This is a genomic window from Tessaracoccus rhinocerotis (assembly GCF_007197885.1).
Lineage (GTDB): Bacteria > Actinomycetota > Actinomycetes > Propionibacteriales > Propionibacteriaceae > Arachnia > Arachnia rhinocerotis.
In genome coordinates, this window is the sequence record NZ_VKKG01000001.1 from 154,806 (window position 1) to 175,033 (window position 20,228).

At 70.4% G+C, this 20,228-nt stretch carries 17 protein-coding genes and 1 pseudogene; 11 read left to right on the top strand and 7 right to left on the bottom strand.

The genetic code is table 11. The features are described 5' to 3' along the window. Positions 1–82 precede the first annotated feature (82 nt). From FOJ82_RS00705 to FOJ82_RS00725, 5 genes are read left to right on the top strand one after another with little or no spacing between them, the layout of a single operon-like run. The gene (locus tag FOJ82_RS00705; RefSeq protein WP_425472469.1) at positions 83–1,222 is read left to right on the top strand and encodes a PucR family transcriptional regulator; all 1,140 of its coding nucleotides are present in this window, start codon (positions 83–85) and stop codon (positions 1,220–1,222) included. A 55-nt stretch (positions 1,223–1,277) separates the two neighbouring features. Then, positions 1,278–2,219, top strand: a complete 942-nt coding sequence (locus FOJ82_RS00710) for an ACP S-malonyltransferase (RefSeq protein ID WP_143936554.1) — start codon at positions 1,278–1,280, stop codon at positions 2,217–2,219. A 16-nt stretch (positions 2,220–2,235) separates the two neighbouring features. After that, positions 2,236–3,219 carry a beta-ketoacyl-ACP synthase III gene (locus FOJ82_RS00715; protein ID WP_143937350.1) on the top strand — a complete coding sequence of 328 codons (984 nt, stop codon included), beginning with the start codon at positions 2,236–2,238 and terminating at the stop codon, positions 3,217–3,219. Between the two features lie 32 nt (positions 3,220–3,251). Continuing rightward, positions 3,252–3,497, top strand: a complete 246-nt coding sequence (locus FOJ82_RS00720) for an acyl carrier protein (RefSeq protein WP_143936555.1) — start codon at positions 3,252–3,254, stop codon at positions 3,495–3,497. Positions 3,498–3,537: 40 nt separating this feature from the next. Next, on the top strand, positions 3,538–4,791 hold the full coding sequence (locus FOJ82_RS00725) for a beta-ketoacyl-[acyl-carrier-protein] synthase family protein (RefSeq protein WP_143936556.1): 1,254 nt from the start codon (positions 3,538–3,540) through the stop codon (positions 4,789–4,791). A gap of 65 nt (positions 4,792–4,856) precedes the next feature. Here the strand turns inward: FOJ82_RS00725 and FOJ82_RS00730 are convergent, their stop codons facing one another. Beyond that, complete coding sequence (locus tag FOJ82_RS00730) at positions 4,857–5,051, bottom strand: hypothetical protein (protein ID WP_143936557.1); 195 nt, start codon at positions 5,049–5,051, stop codon at positions 4,857–4,859. A gap of 146 nt (positions 5,052–5,197) precedes the next feature. Here FOJ82_RS00730 and FOJ82_RS00735 point away from each other — a divergent pair, with 146 nt between their 5' ends. Beyond that, positions 5,198–5,893 (top strand): hypothetical protein, encoded by a 696-nt coding sequence (locus FOJ82_RS00735; protein ID WP_143936558.1) that lies wholly within the window; start codon positions 5,198–5,200, stop codon positions 5,891–5,893. Between the two features lie 4 nt (positions 5,894–5,897). Here FOJ82_RS00735 and FOJ82_RS00740 read toward each other — a convergent pair whose 3' ends face one another. Further along, positions 5,898–6,422 carry a DUF3145 domain-containing protein gene (locus FOJ82_RS00740; RefSeq protein ID WP_143936559.1) on the bottom strand — a complete coding sequence of 175 codons (525 nt, stop codon included), beginning with the start codon at positions 6,420–6,422 and terminating at the stop codon, positions 5,898–5,900. Between the two features lie 193 nt (positions 6,423–6,615). On the opposite strand from FOJ82_RS00740, the gene FOJ82_RS00745 reads away from it, so the two are divergent. The 3 genes from FOJ82_RS00745 to FOJ82_RS00755 all read left to right on the top strand — a co-directional run bounded on the left by FOJ82_RS00745 (position 6,616) and on the right by FOJ82_RS00755 (position 11,096). Beyond that, positions 6,616–8,457, top strand: coding sequence for an alpha/beta hydrolase family protein (locus tag FOJ82_RS00745; protein ID WP_143936560.1), 1,842 nt, complete (start codon positions 6,616–6,618; stop codon positions 8,455–8,457). Between the two features lie 656 nt (positions 8,458–9,113). Then, positions 9,114–9,479 carry a hypothetical protein gene (locus FOJ82_RS00750; protein ID WP_143936561.1) on the top strand — a complete coding sequence of 122 codons (366 nt, stop codon included), beginning with the start codon at positions 9,114–9,116 and terminating at the stop codon, positions 9,477–9,479. 54 nt (positions 9,480–9,533) lie between these two features. After that, a complete protein-coding gene (locus FOJ82_RS00755) occupies positions 9,534–11,096 on the top strand; it encodes a putative mucin/carbohydrate-binding domain-containing protein (RefSeq protein ID WP_143936562.1) in 1,563 nt (520 codons plus the stop codon). A 58-nt stretch (positions 11,097–11,154) separates the two neighbouring features. Here the strand turns inward: FOJ82_RS00755 and FOJ82_RS00760 are convergent, their stop codons facing one another. From FOJ82_RS00760 to FOJ82_RS00775, 4 genes and pseudogenes are all read right to left on the bottom strand, one after another. Beyond that, positions 11,155–12,120 (bottom strand): VWA domain-containing protein, encoded by a 966-nt coding sequence (locus tag FOJ82_RS00760; protein ID WP_143936563.1) that lies wholly within the window; start codon positions 12,118–12,120, stop codon positions 11,155–11,157. Beyond that, a complete protein-coding gene (locus tag FOJ82_RS00765; RefSeq protein ID WP_425472470.1) occupies positions 12,108–13,076 on the bottom strand; it encodes a VWA domain-containing protein in 969 nt (322 codons plus the stop codon). Before FOJ82_RS00765 ends, FOJ82_RS00760 begins: the two co-directional genes overlap by 13 nt. An 8-nt stretch (positions 13,077–13,084) precedes the next feature. Beyond that, on the bottom strand, positions 13,085–14,125 hold the full coding sequence (locus FOJ82_RS00770; protein ID WP_143937351.1) for a DUF58 domain-containing protein: 1,041 nt from the start codon (positions 14,123–14,125) through the stop codon (positions 13,085–13,087). A 49-nt stretch (positions 14,126–14,174) separates the two neighbouring features. Further along, a pseudogene (locus FOJ82_RS00775) lies at positions 14,175–15,182 on the bottom strand (AAA family ATPase); the annotation flags it as partial. Positions 15,183–15,362: 180 nt separating this feature from the next. Here FOJ82_RS00775 and FOJ82_RS00780 point away from each other — a divergent pair. Together FOJ82_RS00780 and FOJ82_RS00785 are read left to right on the top strand one after the other, a co-directional pair. Continuing rightward, complete coding sequence (locus FOJ82_RS00780) at positions 15,363–16,241, top strand: hypothetical protein (RefSeq protein ID WP_143936566.1); 879 nt, start codon at positions 15,363–15,365, stop codon at positions 16,239–16,241. A 57-nt stretch (positions 16,242–16,298) separates the two neighbouring features. After that, a complete protein-coding gene (locus tag FOJ82_RS00785) occupies positions 16,299–17,087 on the top strand; it encodes an HAD hydrolase family protein (RefSeq protein WP_185975562.1) in 789 nt (262 codons plus the stop codon). Between the two features lie 48 nt (positions 17,088–17,135). Here FOJ82_RS00785 and FOJ82_RS00790 read toward each other — a convergent pair whose 3' ends face one another. Continuing rightward, complete coding sequence (locus FOJ82_RS00790) at positions 17,136–20,168, bottom strand: glycine--tRNA ligase (protein WP_221933022.1); 3,033 nt, start codon at positions 20,166–20,168, stop codon at positions 17,136–17,138. Positions 20,169–20,228: the final 60 nt, after the last annotated feature.

Genomic DNA, 20,228 nt, shown 5'->3' on the forward strand with positions numbered 1-20,228 from the left:
GGGTGTCGGGATGGACTCGACGCAGCGCCCCAGGGCGGGCACCCTGCCCTCCCAGGTGGGCTCCACCCGGACCCGCGCCGCCATGCTGAAACGCCTGCGCGGCGCAACGTCCACCATGAACACCGCAACCCTCGCCGCGATGGAGTCCAGGCACGAGTGGTTCACGCAACTCGACGCCGAGTCCCGGTCCTGGATCAACCTGCTGGCACGCAGCGGCATCGACGGGTTCGTGACTTGGCTCTCCGGCGAGGACTTCGAACCCGAGTCGGTCTTCGCCGCCGCACCGCGCGCCATGGCCGGCAGGATCTCGCTGCAGCAGACCGTGGACCTGGTGCGGACCACCACCGAGGTGGTCGAGGAACAGATCCAGCACCTGCTCCCCCGGGGGGACAGGCAGGCGCTGCTGCTGGGCATCGTCCACTACTCCAGGGAGATCGCCTTCGGGGCCGCGGCCATCTACGCCCGCGCCGCCGAGGCCCGCGGTGCATGGGACTCGCGGATCGAGGCCACCGTCATCGACGCCGTAGTGCGCGCCGAGACCGACGAGTCCGTCCTGTCCCGCGCCTCGACACTCGGCTGGCCGAGCGGCTCGAAGGTGGTCGTGGCCATCGCCGCCGCACCGAAGGAGGCCCGGATCGAGGACCTGCGCCGCGCCGCCCGCCACCTCGGACTCGAGATGCTGGCAGCCCCGCAGGGCGACCGGCTCGTGTGCATCTTCGGGGGCGCCCGCATCACAGAGCCCGTCGAGACCTGCGACCTGATCTCGCAACTCGAGGACCACTTCGCCGACGGCAACGTCATCGTCGGTCCCATCGCCGACAACCTCGCGGGGGCGCCCTCGTCCGCCCGCGCCGCCGCCTCCGGGTTCCGGGCCGCGAAGGCCTGGCCCGAGGGACCCCGCACCATGCTCTCCGTCGACCTGCTGCCCGAGCGCGCCCTCGCCGGCGACGGCCACGCGCGCCGCACCCTCGCCCACGACATCTACGGGGCGCTGCGCGGGTCGAAGGAATTGTTGGAAACCTGCGTCGGCTTCCTCGACAGCGGGTCCTCCACGGAAGCCACTGCGCGTGCCCTGTTCATCCACCCCAACACCGTCCGCTACCGCGTGAAGCGCATCCAGGACGTGACCGGCTACAACCCCGCCGATGCCCGGGAGGCGTACGTGCTGCGCATGGCCATCACCCTGGGCCGACTTGTGGGAACCCCACAAACCGGTGCTTGAGAAATTCGTGCCATCCGGTCCGGCACCCGGGCGCCCCGACGGGCACAGTAGAACCGTGCTTGCAATCGTCGCGCCCGGACAGGGCGCCCAGACCCCCGGCTTCCTGGCCCCCTGGCTCGCCGAGTCCCGCTTCGCTGAGAAGCTCGCCGCGCTGGCCGAGGCCAGCGAGCTCGACCTCGCCCACTTCGGGACCGGGGCAGACGCGGACACGATCAGGGACACCGCCGTGGCGCAGCCGCTCCTCGTCGCGGCCGGCATCGTGACCGCGCTCGCGCTCGACGGCACGGCCGCATTCACGGCGGACACCCTCGTCGCCGGCCACTCCGTGGGCGAGTTGACCGCAGCCGCCCTCTCAGGTGTCCTCTCCGACACCGACGCGATCGTCGTCGTCCGCGAACGCGGGCGCGCCATGGCCGAGGCGTCCGCCGCCCGGCCCACCTCCATGACCGCGATCGTTGGCGGCGAGCCCGAGGACGTGCTCGCCGCCATCGACCGCGCGGGCCTCACGCCCGCCAACAACAACGGCCGCGGCCAGATCGTGGCCGCCGGCACGGTGGAACAACTCGCGGCACTCGCCGAGGACGCGCCGCGCCGGGCCCGCCTGGTACCCCTCAGCGTCGCCGGCGCCTTCCACACCGTCCACATGCAGCCCGCAGTCGCGCACCTGCAGCAGGTGGTGGCGGACGTGGCGGTGGCCGAGCCGGTCACCCGGCTGGTCAGCAACCGTGACGGTGCCCTGGTCGCCAGCGGCCGCGACGCCCTGGAGCGGATCGTCGCACAGGTGGCCAACCCCGTGCGCTGGGACCTGTGCATGGAGACGATGGCGGGACACGGCGTCACGGGGCTGCTCGAACTGGCCCCGTCCGGTACGCTCACCGGGATCGCCAAGCGCAACCTGAAGGGCGTGGAGCTCTTCTCCCTGAACACCCCCGACCAGATCGACGACGCCCGGGCCTTCGTGGCCGCACACGCCGGCGACAACCCCGCGCAAGCCTGAGGAGACCGACTTGACCATGAAGACCTCGCAGGGTGCGCAGTACGCGCGCATCATGGCCGTGGGCGGCGCCCGCGGCAGCCGTGTCGTCGACAACGCCGAGATGTGCACCATGATCGACTCCACCGACGAGTGGATCACGCAGCGCACGGGGATCAAGGAGCGGCGCTGGGCCACCGAGGACGAGTCCGCCCTGTCGCTGGCCGCCGCCGCCGCGCGCAAGGCCATCGAGCGCTCCGGCGTGGACCTGGCCGACGTCGACGGTGTGATCGTGTCCACGGTGTCCCACTTCCAGCAGACCCCGTCGCTGGCGACCATCGTCGCCGCGGAACTGGGGCTGACCGGCAACCCCGCGGCCTACGACATCTCGGCCGCCTGCGCAGGCTTCAGCTACGGCGTAGCCTCCGCCGAGGCGATGGTCCGCACCGGCCAGGCCCGTCACGTCCTGGTGATCGGCGTGGAGCTCTTGTCCCGCTTCATCGACATCAAGGACCGCTCGACGGCGTTCCTGTTCTCCGACGGCGCCGGCGCCGTGGTCGTCGGCCCCTCCGAGACGCCGGCCATCGGCCCGGTCGTGTGGGGTTCAAACCCCGACCAGCACGAGATCATCGAGATCGACGACTGGCGCGAGGACCGCGGCGGCGAGCCGCCCTACATCCACATGGAGGGGCGCACCGTGTTCAAGTGGGCCACCACCTACATCGCGGGCAAGACCCTCGAGGCCCTCGAGGTCGCCGGGCTCCAGCCCGAGGACCTCGACGTCTTCATCCCCCACCAGGCCAACAACCGGATCACCGATTCGATGTTGCGCCACCTGAAGCTGCCCGAGAGCGTCGTCGTCGCACGCGACATCGTGAACATGGGCAACTCGTCTGCGGCTTCCATTCCGCTGGCGATGGAGGCCCTGCTCGAATCGGGCGAGGCCACCAGCGGTCAGACCGCACTGATCATCGGTTTCGGCGCAGGTCTGGTCTTCGCCGGCCAGAGCATCGTCCTACCCTGATCACAACCACCACCACCTGAAAGGGAGCCAACATGGCAAGCACCGAAGAAATCCGCACCGACCTCGCCGAGATCGTCAACGACGTCGCCGGCGTCGCTGTCGAGGACGTGCAGCTGGACAAGTCCTTCGTCGACGACCTGGGCGTCGACTCGCTGTCCATGGTCGAGATCATCTACGCCTGCGAGGACAAGTTCGGCGTCTCCATCCCCGACGAGGACTCCAAGAACCTCAAGACCGTCGGCGACGCCGTCGCCTACATCGAGCGCGCCGCCAGCTGACCCGTACACCCCCAGCCGTTCACCCCTCCAGGAGCCAGACATGAGCGCGACCACCGTAGTCGTCACCGGTTTCGGTGCCACCACACCCCTCGGCGGCACTGCCAAGGAGACGTGGGAGGGCCTGCTCGCGGGCCGCTCCGGCGTCAGGACCCTCACCCAGGACTGGGTGGAGGGGCTGCCGGTGAGCATCGCTGCGCCAGCCGCCGTCGAGCCCAGCGAGCTGATCGACCGCGTGGAGGCGCGTCGTCTCGACCGCTCGTCCCAGTTGGCCCTCGTGGCCGGCCTCGAGGCCTGGCGCGACGCCGGCTTCGGGCTCGAGGAGGACAATCCCGTCGAACGTGACCGGCTGGGGGTGGCCTGCGCCACCGGCATCGGCGGCCTGCACTCGCTGCTCTCGCAGTGGGACGTGCAGAAGGACAAGGGCGCCCGCCGGGTCTCCCCCTTCACCATCCCGATGCTGATGGCCAACGCCCCCGCAGCGAACCTCGGCCTGCGGCTGGGCGCCCGGGCGGGGATCCACACCCCGGTGTCGGCCTGCGCCTCCTCGAACGAGGCGATCTCGCTGGGCATCGACATGCTGCGCCTCGGCCGCGCGGACGTGGCGGTGGTCGGTGGCACCGAGGCGGTCATCCATCCGCTGCCCATCGCATCCTTCGCGAACATGCAGGCGTTGTCCCGCCGCAACGACGAGCCCGAGCGCGCCTCCCGGCCCTGGGACATCAACCGCGACGGCTTCGTCCTCGGCGAGGGCGCAGTGCTGATGGTCATCGAGACCCTCGAGCACGCCAGAGCCCGCGGCGCCCGGATCTACGGCACCCTGGCCGGGGCAGGCATCTCCGCCGACTCCCACGACATCGTGCAGCCCGACCCGATCGGCTACGGCCAGTCGCTGGCCATGAAGCGCGCGCTGGCCGAGGCGGACCTGGCTGCCGGCGACATCGTGCACGTGAACGCCCACGCCACCTCCACGCCGCAGGGCGACACCACCGAGGCAGGTTCCATCCGCAAGTCCCTCGGCGACGACACCTCCGCGATCCTCACGGGCACCAAGTCCATGACGGGCCACCTCCTCGGTGCCGCGGGCGCGCTCGAGACGTTCGCAACAGTGATGGCCCTGCACGACCGCGTGGTGCCCGGCACCATCAACGTCGACGACCTCGAGCCCGGCCTGGGCGTCGACATCGCGACCGAGAACCGTGAACTGCCGCAGGGCGACCTCGCCGCGCTCAACAACTCGTTCGGGTTCGGCGGCCACAACGTCGCCATCGCGGTGACGAACCAGAACACCAACTGACAACCGCCCGCAGGACGTCCTCGGCCAACTCAGGCCGGGGGCGTCCTGCTCGTGTGTCGTGGCCGTCAGCGGCGCCGGTCGACCCGGAACAGCTTCTGGCCCACCGCCCACCACCCGATGCCGGCGGCCATCAGCACAACCACCATTCCCAGGCGTCCGATCGCGTTGCCGACGGTGATTCCGGCGACGATGAACGTCACCACCACCAGGACCACGGTGAACATGGTGGCCATGAGGGTGCGCATGATCGGTGAGTCCATGCCCACAGCGTAGCGATGCCGAGCAGGGGGTCCCGACCGGGTGAATGGCAGCGTGAAAAAAGGCACAGTTGCCAAGCTCGTGGACAACGGTGCTCCGGTGAGTGGTTGCAGCCGGCGCGGTGCGCATGCTGGCTAGGCTGTCGTACATGCCGGAGGAAGACCACCAGGACGAACCCGTCGTCGTGCTGCTGGGCGACGACGCCGCGACGGGGGCCGCAACTTCCCGGCCCCCGTCACACCGCCTGCTCATGGCCGGGATCATCGGCACTGTCCTCGGGGCGGGCATCACGGCGGCAGGGTTCCTCGCAGGTACCGGCACACCTGAACCGATCGCCGTCACGTGGGACACCTTCCCCGAGGAGGTGCTGGGACTGGCGCGCGAGGACATCGGCCCCGCGCGCATGGGCACCCAACTCCGCGATCGCTACGACGAGTACTTGCGGCGGCAACTCGAGCTCCACCGGTTCGCGCACGGCGGTGACGGGGCCGAGGTGGCCTACGGGGGTCCGAACGGCGAGGCCACCGTGCGCCTGACGATCGTCAATGGATCGCTCGCCCCGCCTGTCCCGTGGCTCACCGTCGGCGCGGATGGACTCCATGACCAAGGCCAGCGAACGGTTGTCATCGGCGAAGTCCGGTGCACTGTCGAGGTCTACTACTTCTCCTCCGCCGACGCCCAGGACACGGTCCGGGCGGAATCCCCGAACTGCGTCCTGAACGACGAGGCCCGAGGGCTGGGTCTGCGCCTCCGGGGCACCCTGGGGTCCTACTGGGGCGAGGGGCACGACGCCGGCGAGTTCGCCGAGGAACTCGTCGCCCTGCACTCGTGGCTGGTCGGCTGAACGGTCAGACCACCTGGTGCAGCCAGCGCACGGGCACGTCGTCGCCGGCATAGCGGAAGACGTCGAGTTCCTCGTCCCACGGCACACCGAGCAGGCCCTCGAGTGCGCGGTGGAGGCTCTCCCCGCCGAGGGCGTCGTTGGCGACGGCGCGCTTGATGCGGTCCTCGCCGACGAGGATGTCGCCGTGCACCCCCGTGGTGGCGCTGAAGGCCCCGAGCGTGGGGGTGAAGCTGAAGCGCTGGCCATCGGCCCCGGGGGAAGCGTCCTCGGTGACCTCGAAGCGGAGGCGCTGGAACGCGCCGAGCTTGCTGGCGAGCTCGGCCCCGGATCCAGCTCTCCCGACCCAGGACAACTCGGCGCGGCGCGACCCACGCTCGGCGGGCTGTTCGTCCCACTCGAAGGAGACCTGGTTGTCGAGGACGGCGCCGACGGCCCACTCGACGTGGGGGCACAGCGCTGCCGGCGTCGAGTGGATGAACACCATCCCTCGCGCCTTCGGCTGACTCACAGCAGACATGCGTGCGGTCATCTTCAGTTCCTCCTGGTCTCGGCGGGATTGCCTTCCCCTGCGATCCATCCGAGCCAGTCAGACCATCTTGCCCCAGCCCGGCAGCGAGTACAACTGCCCAGCCCTGACCTGCGCGGACCGCCGACGGCTTCACTGGCTCCGCGCTGACAAGCGGCAAGGGAAAAATCCGCCCCGGTCAGGTATACATGGGCTGGTGAGCGCACAGATCTCCATCGACGAAGCCCTGACCGGTACCGACCAGATCCGCCAGGTTCGGGCCTCTGCTTCCGGCGTCCACTGGCTGGCCAGCATCGCCACCGAGGACAACCGGACCACCATCCGCCGGTTCCACGCGGGCGGCACCACCGACCTCACGCCCGAGGCCAACGTCCGCTCGCGCGTGATGGAGTACGGCGGCGGCGCCTATGACGTTGCCGAGGACCTGGTGGTGTGGGTTGACGACACCACGAAGAGGCTGTGGCTCCTGGAGGGCGAGGCGCGCCGCCCGCTGACCCCCTCGCAGGAGCGGTTCCGCTTCGGCGGCCTGCACCTGGCGCCGCATCGTCGCATCGTCGTGGCCGTGCGCGAGGACCACGCCGCCGCGCCGGAACCGCGCACCGAGATCGTCGCGCTCGACCTGGACGGTGACAACGAGGACGGCGGCCGGGTGCTGGTCACCGGCGCCGACTTCTACGCCGGTCCCGTCGTCAAGGGCCATCGGCTGGCCTGGTTCCAGTGGATGCACCCCAACATGAGCTGGGACAGCTCCGAGGTGATGCTCGGCTCCCTCGACGACCCGTCCGAAATCCAGGTCGTCGCCGGTGGCGACGGCACCAGCGCCCAGCATCCGCTGTGGCTGCAGACCGCGCTGGCCTGGACCTCGGACATGAGCGGCTACTGGAACTGGTACCACGGCAACCAGGAACGCCACACGCACTTCGCGGTGGAGCGTGACTGCGACATCCCGACCTGGGTGCTGGACGCCCCGCCCGCGTGCGTCGTCAACGACGACCTCGTGGCCACCGTCGAGATCGCCGACGGCGCCGGGGCCCTCACCCTGTGGCAGCCGAGCACCGGTGGCATCACGCGGCTGCTGCCGGGCACGTCGTTCATCGAGTCCATCGCCAGCATTGACGAGGACCTCTACGTCATCGCCGGCTGGGCCAGGCGTCCCCAGTCGTTGGTCCACATCTCGCCCGACGGCCTGGTCGACGAGATCGTCGGCGGTGACCCACTCCCGGGTGCTGTGGCGCCGCAGGCCCGCTGGTCGGAGGGCGAGGCCGGGCCCGTGCACTCGTGGTTCTACGCGCCGGCCGAGGCCCTGAGCCCACCGCTGCTCGTGAAGACCCACGGCGGTCCCACCAGCGCCGCCCGCGCCGACTACGACCGCGAGATCCAGTTCTGGGTGTCACGCGGTTTCGCGGTTCTGGACGTCAACTACTCCGGCTCCACCGGCTTCGGCCGCGCCTACCGTGACCGCCTCAAGGGCCGATGGGGCCTGTTGGACGTCAGCGACGTCGTCGCCGCCGTCGGTGAGATCACCGCCGCCGGGCTCGCGGACCCCGCCCGGGTGGCCATCATGGGCGGCAGCGCCGGCGGGTACACAACCCTGCAGTCGCTCGTGACCACTGACGTGTTCGCGGCGGGCATGAGTTCCTACGGCATCGGCGACCTCCGCACGCTGGCCACCGACACCCACAAGGCGGAGTCCCGCTACCCGGACTCCCTGGTGGGGCCGTGGCCGGAGGCGGAGGAGACCTATCTGGCGCGCTCCCCCATCACCCAGCTGGAGAACCTCTCCACGCCGATGCTGATCCTGCAGGGCATGGATGACAAGGTGGTGCCGCCGAACCAGGCCTTCGACATGGCCGAGGCCGTCCGCGCCAAGGGGCAGCCGCTGGCGCTGGTCACTTTCGAGGGCGAGGGCCACGGTTTCCGCTCGATGGCCGCGAGGCGCACGGCCCTGGAGTCCAAGGTCTCATTCCTGCAGCAGGTGTTCGGGATGGAGCACAGCACCGACGTCCCCCGACTGGAGATCGAGAATCTGCCCCAGTGATCACACGTCTGATCACATGCAGTAAGCGATGCGTCGCAGAGCCCGGGAACTGACCCCACCGGGCACCTAACGTGCGAGCGCGGCACGGCCCGTCCAACGTGGGGCGGGAGCAGATGCCGTCGTCACACCGCGATTGGTGCTGGAGGAATCCTTGTCACTCCCCATCCGCAGGACCAGGACGCTGTACGCGTTACTGCTTGCCTGGGCGCTGTCGACCACCTTGGTGCTCGCCGCCCCCTCGGCCGCGAAGGCCGACCCCGTCATCCACTCCCGGACCCTGACCCCGCTGGCCGAAGGCAACGACGTCATCTCCCGACTCGGTACCAACCGGGGACGCGGGATGATGCGCGAGTCCCTCGGGATCTCCATCGACGCCGGTGCCGTCCTCGAGGCGCGAGTCACCAACGGCGTCGCCGACGTGAACATCGCACTCACCACCGACGACCACCAGCAGGACCTGCAGGGCGCCCTGCCCGTCGACGGCTCCTGGCGGGCGTTGACCGCCAACAAGGCCAGCGCCGTGTTCGCCCGCTCACGCGAATGGCCCACGGCCCCGCAGATCGAGTACCGGCGGCTAGGAGTTCAACCAGATCAACGTCCGGCTCCGGCTCGACGTACTGGCCCGCATCGCCGAGCTCACGGGCACCGACGGCTTCGTGGGCTTCAACCGCGGTTTGAGGGAACTGCGCGCCGACGAGTCCTTCAACGGCTGGCCCAGCCGCAACGACCTGGTCGCCGAACTCTGGGGGCAGGCACGCGGCTACGACCTCCTGCCCTGGTTCGACCAGTTCGGCCTCCCGGTAAGCGCCGACGTCGAGGCCGGTATCCGAGACCTGGACCGCCTGCCCGCCGTGCTGCCGCTGGGAGACTACTTCAGCGATCACACCGTGGCCACGGCCGCAGCCGCGAAACTCGGCCTCGACTCACCGGGCAGGTTGGTGGCCACCACTGACCTCCTGGGACTGGGCTACTCGGGGACGCTGGCCGTGGACGCCGAGATCGCCGACGCGTCCCGCATCTAGGCCGGTGGCGCCACCCTGTGGGCCGGCACCCGGCAGGTCGGCCAGGCAGCCTTCGTGGCGGGCCGGGCGGACTTCGGCAAGCTCCCGATCGGCACCTACACCCTCAGGTTCCCGCAGGACCGTGTCACCGGCACCGTGCCGCAACGCCTGAGCGTGCAGGTCAACCACGCCGCAGCCACCGTCGTGGACGTCTCCTACCCCGCGACGGCCGCGCCGAGCAACGTCAACGGCAGTCGGTTCGTGCTGCGCGGGCTGGGCGACGGCAACTTCGCCGAGGTCTCCCACGACCCCGCGACGGGGTCATTCACCATCAGCGACGGCCTCGGCGCACCGCACGTCTACTTCAACGACGAGTACGCGAGGATCACCGTGACCGACGGGGCCAGCACACTGTTCGACCGCAGCTTCGTCGGCGACACCGGGCGCCCGGAGGCCGAGCGTGCCACGACGGTGGCCGCCGGGATCGGCAGCATCCTCACCATCAAGCACCGGGAGTACTCGGGGAGGCTGCTCGAACTCGACGCCAACACGGGCGCCGACAAGGCCGGGCTCAACACGACCGCGGTGACCACCCAGTACGAGGTGACCGGCCACGGTCTGGTCAAGGTCGGGGGCGGCAACGACGTCGCCGACGAGTTCGCCGACGCGCTGGAGACGGCACTGACGCAGCTGCGGGCGACCGCCGTCGCGAATCCGGGAGCACGGCTCGAGGTACAGGCCTCGGCACTGCGCAACGCCATCGCGCAGGTGAGCGACGCAGCCCGGCGCACCGCGTTGTTGGAAGCACACGGCACGCTTCTCGAGGGACTCGTGCGTCCGGCCACCACCGCCGCCGTGGACGTGGTGCTGGCAGCGCCTCTCGCCTCGCAGTCGGGGCAGCCGTCGTCGAACCTGTTCGACGGCGACCTCGCCACGGCGTTCCACTCGCCGTGGGGCTCCAGCGTGGCGTTTCCCTACGACATCGACCTCGATCTGGGCCCCGTGCCCGTCGAGCTCGACTCGCTGGTCCTGGTCCCGCACGACCCCGGTGGCAGCGGCACCTCCAACGGCCGACCGGCCGCGTACCGCGTCCTGGCCGGTGACGACGCCTCCTCCCTCACGGAGATCGCGTCGGGCACCTGGGTCGACGACGCCACCTCGAAGTTGGTGCCACTGCAGGGGACAGCGAGGTTCGTGCGACTCGAGGTCATCGGCAGCTACGGCAACACCCTCGACACGTGGGTCTCGGCCCGCGAACTGCAGGTGTTCGGTACCGGGGTCGGTGCATTTTCCGTGGCGATGACCCGGACGGACACGACCGTCACGCCCAGCGTCGGGGACGTGCTCACCTTCGAGATCGACTACACCAACAACACCGCCTCGGCGCTGACGGTGTTCCCCCGCAGCAGCAACCTCAGTGGGGCGCTGACGACGGGAACGCCGAACTGCCGTTGGCAGGGCCTGGGTGCCGGGGCCACGCGCGGCTGTACCACGGCCAGCCACACGGTCACCGCCGACGACGTCGCCGTCGGCCGGTTCACGCCGGCAGTGGTGTTCGACGCCACCGCCGACCGCGACGGCACGGACGTGCTGGAGGCGGGCTTCGTCGCCACCGTGGGATCGGTGGTGATCGGCTGAGTGTGGTTCTCCGCCGGTCGGGTGGCGCGCCGCGCTGCCCGGCGGCGGTCTCAACCGCTCAGGGCCAGCGGGCGCCGAGTGAGATCACGCCGAGGGCAGCGCCGATGGCGAAGATGATCGCGAGGCCGGCGTAGCGGTCGGTGACCTCCATCGGGACGCGCTCGTAGCCGATGTCGGAGCGGATGGCCTCGTAGATCTCGCGCAGTTCGCTGGCGGTCTCGGCGGAGAACTTCTTGCCGCCGGAGCGCTTGGCGATCTCGGAGAGTTCGTAGTGGTCCACTGCCACGCGCTGGCGCTGGCCGTTGGACTCCACCCAGCCGTCCTGGGTCCCGTAGGCGATCGTGTAGATCGGAACGCCCTGCTCCTTCGACTTCTCGGCGGCCGTGGCCGAATTGCGTCCCATGTTGGTGGCGCCGTCGGCCAGGAGCACGATCGCCGCGGGCGGCACCGAGTCCGGGTCGTCCGGGTCCGGCGGGACCATCTTGAGCGCCTCCAGGCTGGCGTAGATGCCCTCGCCGGTGGCGGTCGAGGGGGCCAGCTTCAGCGCGTCGATCGCCCGGGTGACCGCGCCGCGGTCGATGGTCGGCGGGACTGCCACGTTGGCGGTGCCGGCGAAGGAGACGAGGGCGACGTTGAAGCGCTCGGGCAGGTTCATCACGAACTGCTTGGCCGAAGCCTTGGCGGCGTCGAGCCGGTTGGGGTCGACGTCGGTGGCCTCCATGGACCAGGAGACGTCGATGACCACGACGACGGAGGCCCGGTCGCGCGGCTGGTTGGCGTAGTCCTTGGGCATCGCCCAGGCGATGATCAGGGACGCCAGCGAGAGCAGCGCCAGCAGCACGGCACCGTGCCGCTTCCACGCGGCGTCCTTGGGCAGGACGAGCTTCAGCCGGTCGGAGACCCTGGCCTTGGTCTGTTTGCCCGACAGCACGAGGTACAAGACGGCCACCAGTGGGATCACCAGCAGCGCCCACAGGCGGTTGGGGGCGAGGAACTCGAGCGCGAGCAGCGTCATCGCGGCCACCTCGCGGCCATCATCACGGCGCCGAGTGCGGCGACGATCGCGAAGCCGAGTGCGCCGAACGCGTACTGGGCCGTGATCGGCTTGGCGACCTCCTCGTAACCGACGGAGGACCCGATCTCCTGGTACGCATCGGCGAGCGAGTCGGCGCTGTCAGCGTTCACTGCCGTACCTCCCGTCTCCTCCGCGATGGCCTTCAGCGTGGCGACGTCCGGGGCCACGTTCTCGCGGGCCCCGTCGACGTCGACGTATCCATTCTGCGTCCCGTAGGCAATCGTGAACACCGGCACCTCCGCCGCCTTCGCGGCCGCGGCGGGGCCTGAGTGTCCGGCACCGACGGTGTTGGTGCCGTCGGAGAGCATCACGACCATCGCGGGCGGCGACTCCTCGTCCTCGCCCACTGGGGCCTGCTCGATCGCCTCCAGCGAGACCGTGATGGCCTCGCCGATGGCGGTGCCCTCCTCGAGCTGCAGGGCCATCAGCGCCCGCTCGAAGGCGCCCCGGTCGGTCGACGGGGGCATCTTGATCTGGGGGGTGCCGTTCAGGGAAACCAGCGCGACGTTGTAGCCGTCGGGCAGCTCGTTGACGAAGTCCAGGGCACCCTGCTTGGCGGCCGCCAGCCGGTCAGGTTCAACGTCCTCGGCCTGCATGGACAGCGAGGTGTCGACCACCATGACGACGGTCGCGCGCTCGCGCGGCACCTTCTCGGTCCCGAGCGGCTGCGCCCACGCCAGGCCGAGGGCCACCAGCGAGCACAGGCTCATCGCCACCGCGAGGTGGCGCGTCCAGCGGCGCTGCGAGCCGACGACCGAGCCGAGCACCCCGGTGTTGGTGAAGCGGAACGACACCCTGCCCTTCATGCGCATCAGCAGGATGTAGAGCAGCACGAGGACGGGCAGGGTGACCAGCACCCAGAGCCGCTCGGGCGTCTTGAACTCGGGTAGCAGTAGGGGAACCAGCTGTGGGATCACTTGCTGACCCCCTGCGGCGGCTGGTGCAGCATGCTCGCCACGCGGCGGTAGTTGAGGACGAAGCGGGCGATGTCGGTGACCCAGTCCCGGTCCGTGCGGAGCTGGATGTGGCCGGCGCCGGCACGGCGGATCGCCACCTTCACCCGCTCCCGCTGGGCACGGGTCGCGGCGTCCATGCGGGCCCGCGCCTCCGGGTCGGAGGTGTTGATGTAGCGGCGGAAGGACGTCTCCGGGTCCCGGATCAGCATCTCGCCGACGTCGGGGAACTCCATCTCGTGGCGGTCGATGACCTCGATGCACAGTACCTGGTTGCGCACCGCGAGGCGTCGGATGGCCCGTTCCCAGGAGGGCTCGACGTCGGGGTTGAGCTCGTGGTCGCCTGCGGTGAGGAAGTCCGAGACCACGACTCGCATGCCGCGGCGGCGCTGGGAGCGTGCGAGCTGCTCGATGCCGTCGGCGAGTTCCAGGCCGCCGGGGGCGTTGTCCGGGACGATGGGCTCGGTCAGCAGCTTGCGCAGCAGGGCGTACAGGGCGTTGCGCCCGGAACGGGCCTGGAGCCGCTTGACGCGGTCGGGCAACATCATCATCCCGCCGAAGCGGTCCCCCATCTTCTGGCTGAGGAACCCGATCGTCGCGATGGCGGCGATGCCCAGGTCGCGCTTCGTGATGCCCTCGGTGCCCCAGTTCATCGACGGCGTGACGTCCAGCAGGGCCCAGATCTCGAGCTCGCGGTCAGCCATCGTGTCTCGCACGTGCGGGACCGTGGTGCGAGCCGTGACCGCCCAGTCGATCTTGCGCACGTCGTCCTGCCCCGGCTGGTAGACCCGGGCGTCGTTGGTGTCCGACCCGGGCCCGGGCAGCAGCCCGAGGTGGTCGCCGTGGAGGAAGCCCTCCAGACGGCGCACGACCGTGAGTTCGAGCCTCCGGAGGGCGGCCTCGGGGGCGAGGCGGTTAAGTGGGATGGTCGGCCCCGCGGGGACCTTGAGCACCGACGTCGCCGCCCCGGCGTCACGGTTGCCCGCCGGGACCGCGAGCATCGGGGCGCCGCTCGGCGGCGAGAAGGAGACCTCAGCCAAGACGGTCCCCCTATCGACGCGCGGGCTGGTGGGAGTGCTGCTGGTGGCTGGCCTGGCGCTGCTCGGAGTTCCACACCGGGGTGGGTGCCGGCACCATCGCGAGGATGCGCTCCACCACGTCAGCGGTCTGGATGTTGTCCGCCACCGCGTCGAAGCCGAGCACCAGTCGGTGCGACATGACGTCGCGGGCGACGGTCTGCACGTCGGTGGGCAGCACGTAGTCGCGGCCGTTGATGAGCGCCAGGGCGCGGGCTGCGGCCACGAGGCCCAGCGTCGCCCGCGAGGAGCAGCCGATCTGGATGACGGACTCCAGGTCGGGCATGCCGAACTCCGCCGGGGTGCGGGAGGCCAGCACCAGCCGCACGATGTACTCGCTGACCAGGTTGTGGACGAACACGTTGGAGGCCATGTCCTGCAGGTGGCGCACGAGCTCCGGGTTCAGCACCGGCTCCGCCACCGGCGGCCGCACGCTCATGCGGCGCAGGATCTCGAACTCCTCGTTGCCGCGCGGGTAGGGCACGTCGACCTTCAGCAGGAAGCGGTCGCGCTGCGCCTCGGGCAGTGGGTACACGCCCTCGGACTCGACGGGGTTCTGTGTCGCGATCACGATGAAGGGGTCCGGCGCCGGGTAGGTCTGCCCGCCGAGGGAGACCTGCTTCTCAGCCATCAGCTCCAGCATGGCGGACTGGACCTTGGCGGGCGCACGGTTGATCTCGTCGGCCAGGACGAAGTTCACGAACACGGGACCGAGCTCGATCTCGAAGCTCTCGGAGCTCTGGGAGTAGATGCGGGTGCCGACGATGTCGGAGGGGACCAGGTCAGGCGTGAACTGGACGCGGGCGAAGTCGCTTCCGACGACGGTGGCGAACGAACGCACGGCGAGCGTCTTCGCGGTACCCGGCACCCCCTCGAGCAGGCAGTGGCCCTTCGCGAGCAACGAGACCATCAACTGCTGGACCATGTGTTCCTGGCCCACGATGACCCGCTGGACCATGCTGATCGCTGTGCCCAGCAGCTTGGACGCATCGGCGACGTTGGCCGGGAGGGCCGGGCTGACGGCTGGTGTGCTCACTGACTGACTCCTGGTGGTTCCTCGCTTGCGGGATCGTGGATCCCGGGACAACCCTACAGCCCGACGAATGCACCCGGCCGCGTCCGGAGAGCCGGTTGGCATCGGAATGTGGTGTCATAGGGGGTGATGAGCGAGCCATCCGGACCACAGCAACCCGCTGACCCCCTGTCGGGTCTGGCGGCCCACTATCCGTTGTCCCCCGAGGACCCGGTCCGGATCGGCGACTACTGGCTGGATTCCCGCCTCACCGCCACCAGGGCAGGCATGGCGTTCTCCGCCCACGAGGACGACAGCGACTCGGTCATGGTCATCCTCCTCAACGCCGGAGCCGCCTCCGACGCCGCCGCCCGCGCCCGGTTCTCCGGCGAGGTCAACGCGATGCACATCGACACCGTCGTGGCGCGCGGCGGTGAGGGGCAGGACGACGGCCGGATGGGGGTCCGGTTCCGCGACGAGTCCGACGACCCGATCGTCGCCGAGCACCAACCCCTGGCCCCCTGGGTGGCCATGGCCTTCGACGGGACGCTGCGCGCCGTCGGCGAGGCCGAACGGGTGCTGCACGCCGTCGACCTCGAACTGACTGCCCCGCTCGGCAAGCCCTCCGGCCCAGACTACAAGCTGCACTGGTCCGACAGGACGGAGCACGGCACCACCCGGCTGTGGCCGCTGCCGTGGCCGGGCCGCTCGGACCGCGCCGGCTGGATCTCGATGCTGGTGTCGTGGCTGCTGATGCTCCTGATCGCCGCCGTCGCAGTCCTGCTGGCCATCCTGGTGTTCCAGAACCAGCCCCCCGTGAGCCCGCCCCCGCCGATCCCGAGCGACGGTTCGGGAGATCCGCAGTCTGGTGAGCCCACCAGCGGGGAACCGACCGAGGGCGAGTCCCAGAGCGCCTCCCCGGAGGAGTCGAGCGGCAACGAGCCCCCGCCGTCGGACGACCCGTCGATGATGCAGCCCTCCGGCGACGAGTCCGGACCAGGGGACCCGTCACCGAACAAGAAGCTCTAGCCCGCCCCACCAGGGCCGTGGATCTAGTCCTTCTGCCGAGTGGATAGGCTCATGTCCATGAAGCCCGCCCTCGTAGCAACAGACCTGGACGGCACCTTCCTCGGCGAAGGTGGCCTGCCACACCCCGGAAACCTCGAAGCCGCCAGGCAGATCCACGACGCCGGCATCGAACTGGTGATCGCCACCGGGCGTCCGCGCCGCAACCTGGCACCACTGGACGGGCTGCGCGACATCAACCCCATCCTGATCGCCAGCAACGGCGCCTCCATCGGCCGCCTGGCCTCCCCCAGGCCCGAGATCATCCACCCGATCGCGCCGGCCGTCGTCCATCGTCTCGCCGGCGAACTGCCGACGGACCTCGAGATGTCCTACGGGGTCGAGTTCGAGGAGGACTGGGGCGTGGCCGACGACTTCCCCTACATCCCGGACCGCAAGCCCATCATCGGCACCCTCGAGGAACTGGTGGCACGGGAGCCGATCATCAAGCTCATCGCCCACACCCGGCGGGCGAACACCGAGGAACTTGCCGAGGTGGTCACCGCTGCGGCCGGCGAGGACCTGACGGTCACCTTCTCCTGGAGTGCCGAGCACGGCACCGTCGAGATCAGCGCGGCCGGCGTCAGCAAGGGCACCGCCCTGTCCGAGGTGATCGCGGACCTCGGGATCACCCCGGCCGAGTGCGCGGCCTTCGGCGACATGCCCAACGACCTCGAGATGCTGCGTCTCGTCGGCGGGCCGCACGTCATGGCAGGCTCGCACCCAACGATGTTCGAGCACGGCTTCACGGTCATCGGTCACCACCACGAGGGCGCCGTCGGCGACCTGTGGCGCACCTACCTCGCCTGATCCCCTCCGGGGGCGCTGCACCCGGCCAGCGGGCTCACCACCGCGGCGTCAGTTGGCGACCGAGTCCACGGCTGCCCAGTCGAGGCCCTGCGGCGCCTTGGCCAGGACCGTGGCGAGCAGCCCCAGTCGGGCTGCGCGCACTTCGGGGTCCTCGGCCATGACGAGGGTCTCGTCGAAGAACCTCGTGATCGGCGCCACCAGGGCCGCGCCCACCTCGGCGAAGCGACGCAGGTCGGCGCTGCTCTCCACGGCGGACACCGCGGAGTGGAGCTCCAGCTCGGCCGGATCGGTGAGCCTGGCCTCGTCGTAGGAGGCCTCGGTGCCGTCGGGCACGATCCGTGAGATGCGGACTACTCCCTCGACGAGCTTGCCAAAGCCCTCGTCGTCGGCGAGTTCCACCAGGGCCCGGGCGTGGGCGTCGGCCGCACCGGGGCTCCCGGCCGAGGGAGCCACGGCGGTCACGACGTCGGAGGAGAGACCCTCGTCGCGCTGGAACTGGGCGAAGCGGCCGATGATGAACGCCTCGGCGGCGTCGAGGGCGTCGTCGCCGACCTCGATCCCCTGCTCGCGCAGGCGGACCGCGGCGGCCTCCAGCCCGGCGCGGATCGTCAACGAGGACAGGGCCGGCAGTTCGCGCAGGATCCGCACGACGCCGAGGGCGGCGCGGCGCAGGCCGTAGGGGTCCGAGGAGCCGCTCGGCTTGGCGCCGAGTCCGAACATAGCCGCCAGCAGGTCGAACCGGTCCGCGAGCGCCAGCAGCCCGCCGGGCGTGGACGCCGGGACGGCATCCGCCGTGGTGTGGGGCTGCTCCATCTCGTAGAGCGCGTCGGCGACGGCCTGCGGCTCGCCCTTGCGGACGGCGTACTCCCGCGCGACGAAGCCCGCGAGGCTGGTCATCTCCGTGACCAGTGCCGTCGCGAGGTCGAACTTGGCGAGCCTGCCGGCGCGCGAGAGGGTGGCCCCGTCCTGCTCGTCGAGGCCGACTGCCTCGCCCAACCGGTTGGCGACGTCGGCGATCCGGTTGGCCCGCTGGCCGACCGAACCGAGCCGGTTCTCGAAGGTGAGCTGCTCCAGTCCGGGGACGAAGGACTCGACCGTCTCCGCCTCGAGGTCCTGGTTCCAGAAGAACAGCGCGTCCTCGTAGCGGGCGCGGAGCACCGACTCGTTGCCGGCGCGCACCACGGCGTCGTCGCAGTGCCCGTTGGCCATCGTGACGAAGTGCGGCAGCAGCGCCCCGTCCGCAGCCCGTACCGGAAGGTAGCGCTGGTGCTTGGCCATCACCGAGGTGGTGATGCGGTCCGGCAGTTCGAGGTAGCGCTCGTCGAAGTTGCCGAGGACGCCGTAGGGCTCCTCCACGAGGTTGGTGATCTCGTCGACGAGGGCCGCATTCGCCTCGAAGTCGACGGTGCCGTCGGCGGCGGTGGCCAGTGCGGTGGCCTGCTCGACGACGGCGGCGCGGCGCTGCTCTGTGAATGCGGCGATGCGGCCGGCCGCCAGCTTCCCGAGGTAGTCGGAGGCGGTTGCGACGTCGTGGTGGCCGACGACCGTGCCGTCGGGACGGGCTTGCGGGGACGCGGCGGTGCCGCGCTGCAGGTAAGTCCTGCGGCCGGTCTCGAGCCCGGAGATGCGGGCCGGGACCACGGTCTCGCCCCACAACGCCAGCACCCAGCGCACGGCGCGGCTGAAGGACAGCTCCGGATCGCTCCAGCGCATGTTCTTCTCGGCGCGCAGCCCGGTGACGGTGTCGGTGATGATGCTCGCGAGCACCTCGAGGACGCCGCGGCCCGGGGCGGGGACGCGGACGCAGGCGTGCTCGTTGCCGCCCACCTCGGCCTTCACGACGGCGTCGAGGTCGACGCCCTGGCCGCGCATGAAGCCCTGCAGCGGCTTGGTGGGGTTGCCGTCGGCGTCGAACGCGGCGGACCACTTGGGCCCCTTGCGCAGGTTCTCGGCGTCGGGCTCGCGGGCGGCCACGGCGTCGACGACCACGAACACGCGGCGCGGCGTGCCGTCGACGGTGATCTCGCCGTGCTCGAGGCGGGAGGCGGCCAGGCCGGCGGTGACGGCGTCCCGGACAGCGCCGATGGTCTGCGGGAGCACGTGCGGCGGCAGCTCCTCCACGCCGATCTCGAACGCGAACGTCTCGGGAGCCGCGTCGGAGGCGACCTCCGGCAGCGCGGGTGCGACGGGCTCGGTCGCCTCGGCCTGCTTGAGCAGCGGGAAGCCGAGCTCCTCGCGGCGCTCGATCCACAGGGCCGCCGTGTCGCGCATCAGGCGGCGCATCGTGCCGAAGGCCTTGGCGCGCTCGGTGGTGGAGATTGCGCCGCGGGCGTCGAGCACGTTGAACGCGTGCGAGGACTTGAGGATGTACTGGTGGGCCGGGACGGGCAGGCGGGCCTCGACCATCCGGGTGGCCTCGGAGACGTAGGCCTCGTAGAGCCGCTGGTTGACGTCGACGTCGGCGTCATCCAGGTAGTAGCGGCTCATCTCGTACTCCTGCTGCCCGAGGGCCTCGCCGTAGGTGACGATGCTGCCGTCGGGCTTGCGGGAGTAGGCGATGTCCTTGAAGTGCGTGACGCCCTGCTGGGCCATCAGGATGCGCTCCATGCCGTAGGTGAGCTCCACGGGGATGGGGCCCAGGTCCTGGCCACCCACCTGCTGGAAGTAGGTGAACTGGGTGATCTCCATGCCGTCGAGCCAGACCTCCCAGCCAAGGCCCCAGGCGCCGATGGCCGGCTGGGCCCAGTTGTCCTCGACGAAGCGCACGTCGTGGGCGTCGAGGTCGATGCCGAGTGCCTCGAGCGAGCCGAGGTAGAGCTCCTGCGGGTTGCCGGGCTCGGGCTTCAGGATGACCTGGAACTGGGTGTGCTGCTGCAGCCGGTTGGGGTTCTCGCCGTATCGGGAGTCGTCCGGACGCACCGAGGGCTCGACGTAGGCGACGTCCCACGGCTCCGGTCCCAGCACCCGGAGCACGGTGGCGGGGTTCATCGTGCCGGCACCGACCTCGGTGTTGAAGGGCTGCCAGGTGAGGCAGCCGCGCGAGGTCCAGTAGTCGGACAGGGTACGGAGGGCATCTTGCATCGTCAGCACGCGGGCGAGTCTATCGCCAACCGCCGCGGTGGCCATCCGGCGGGGATGTCC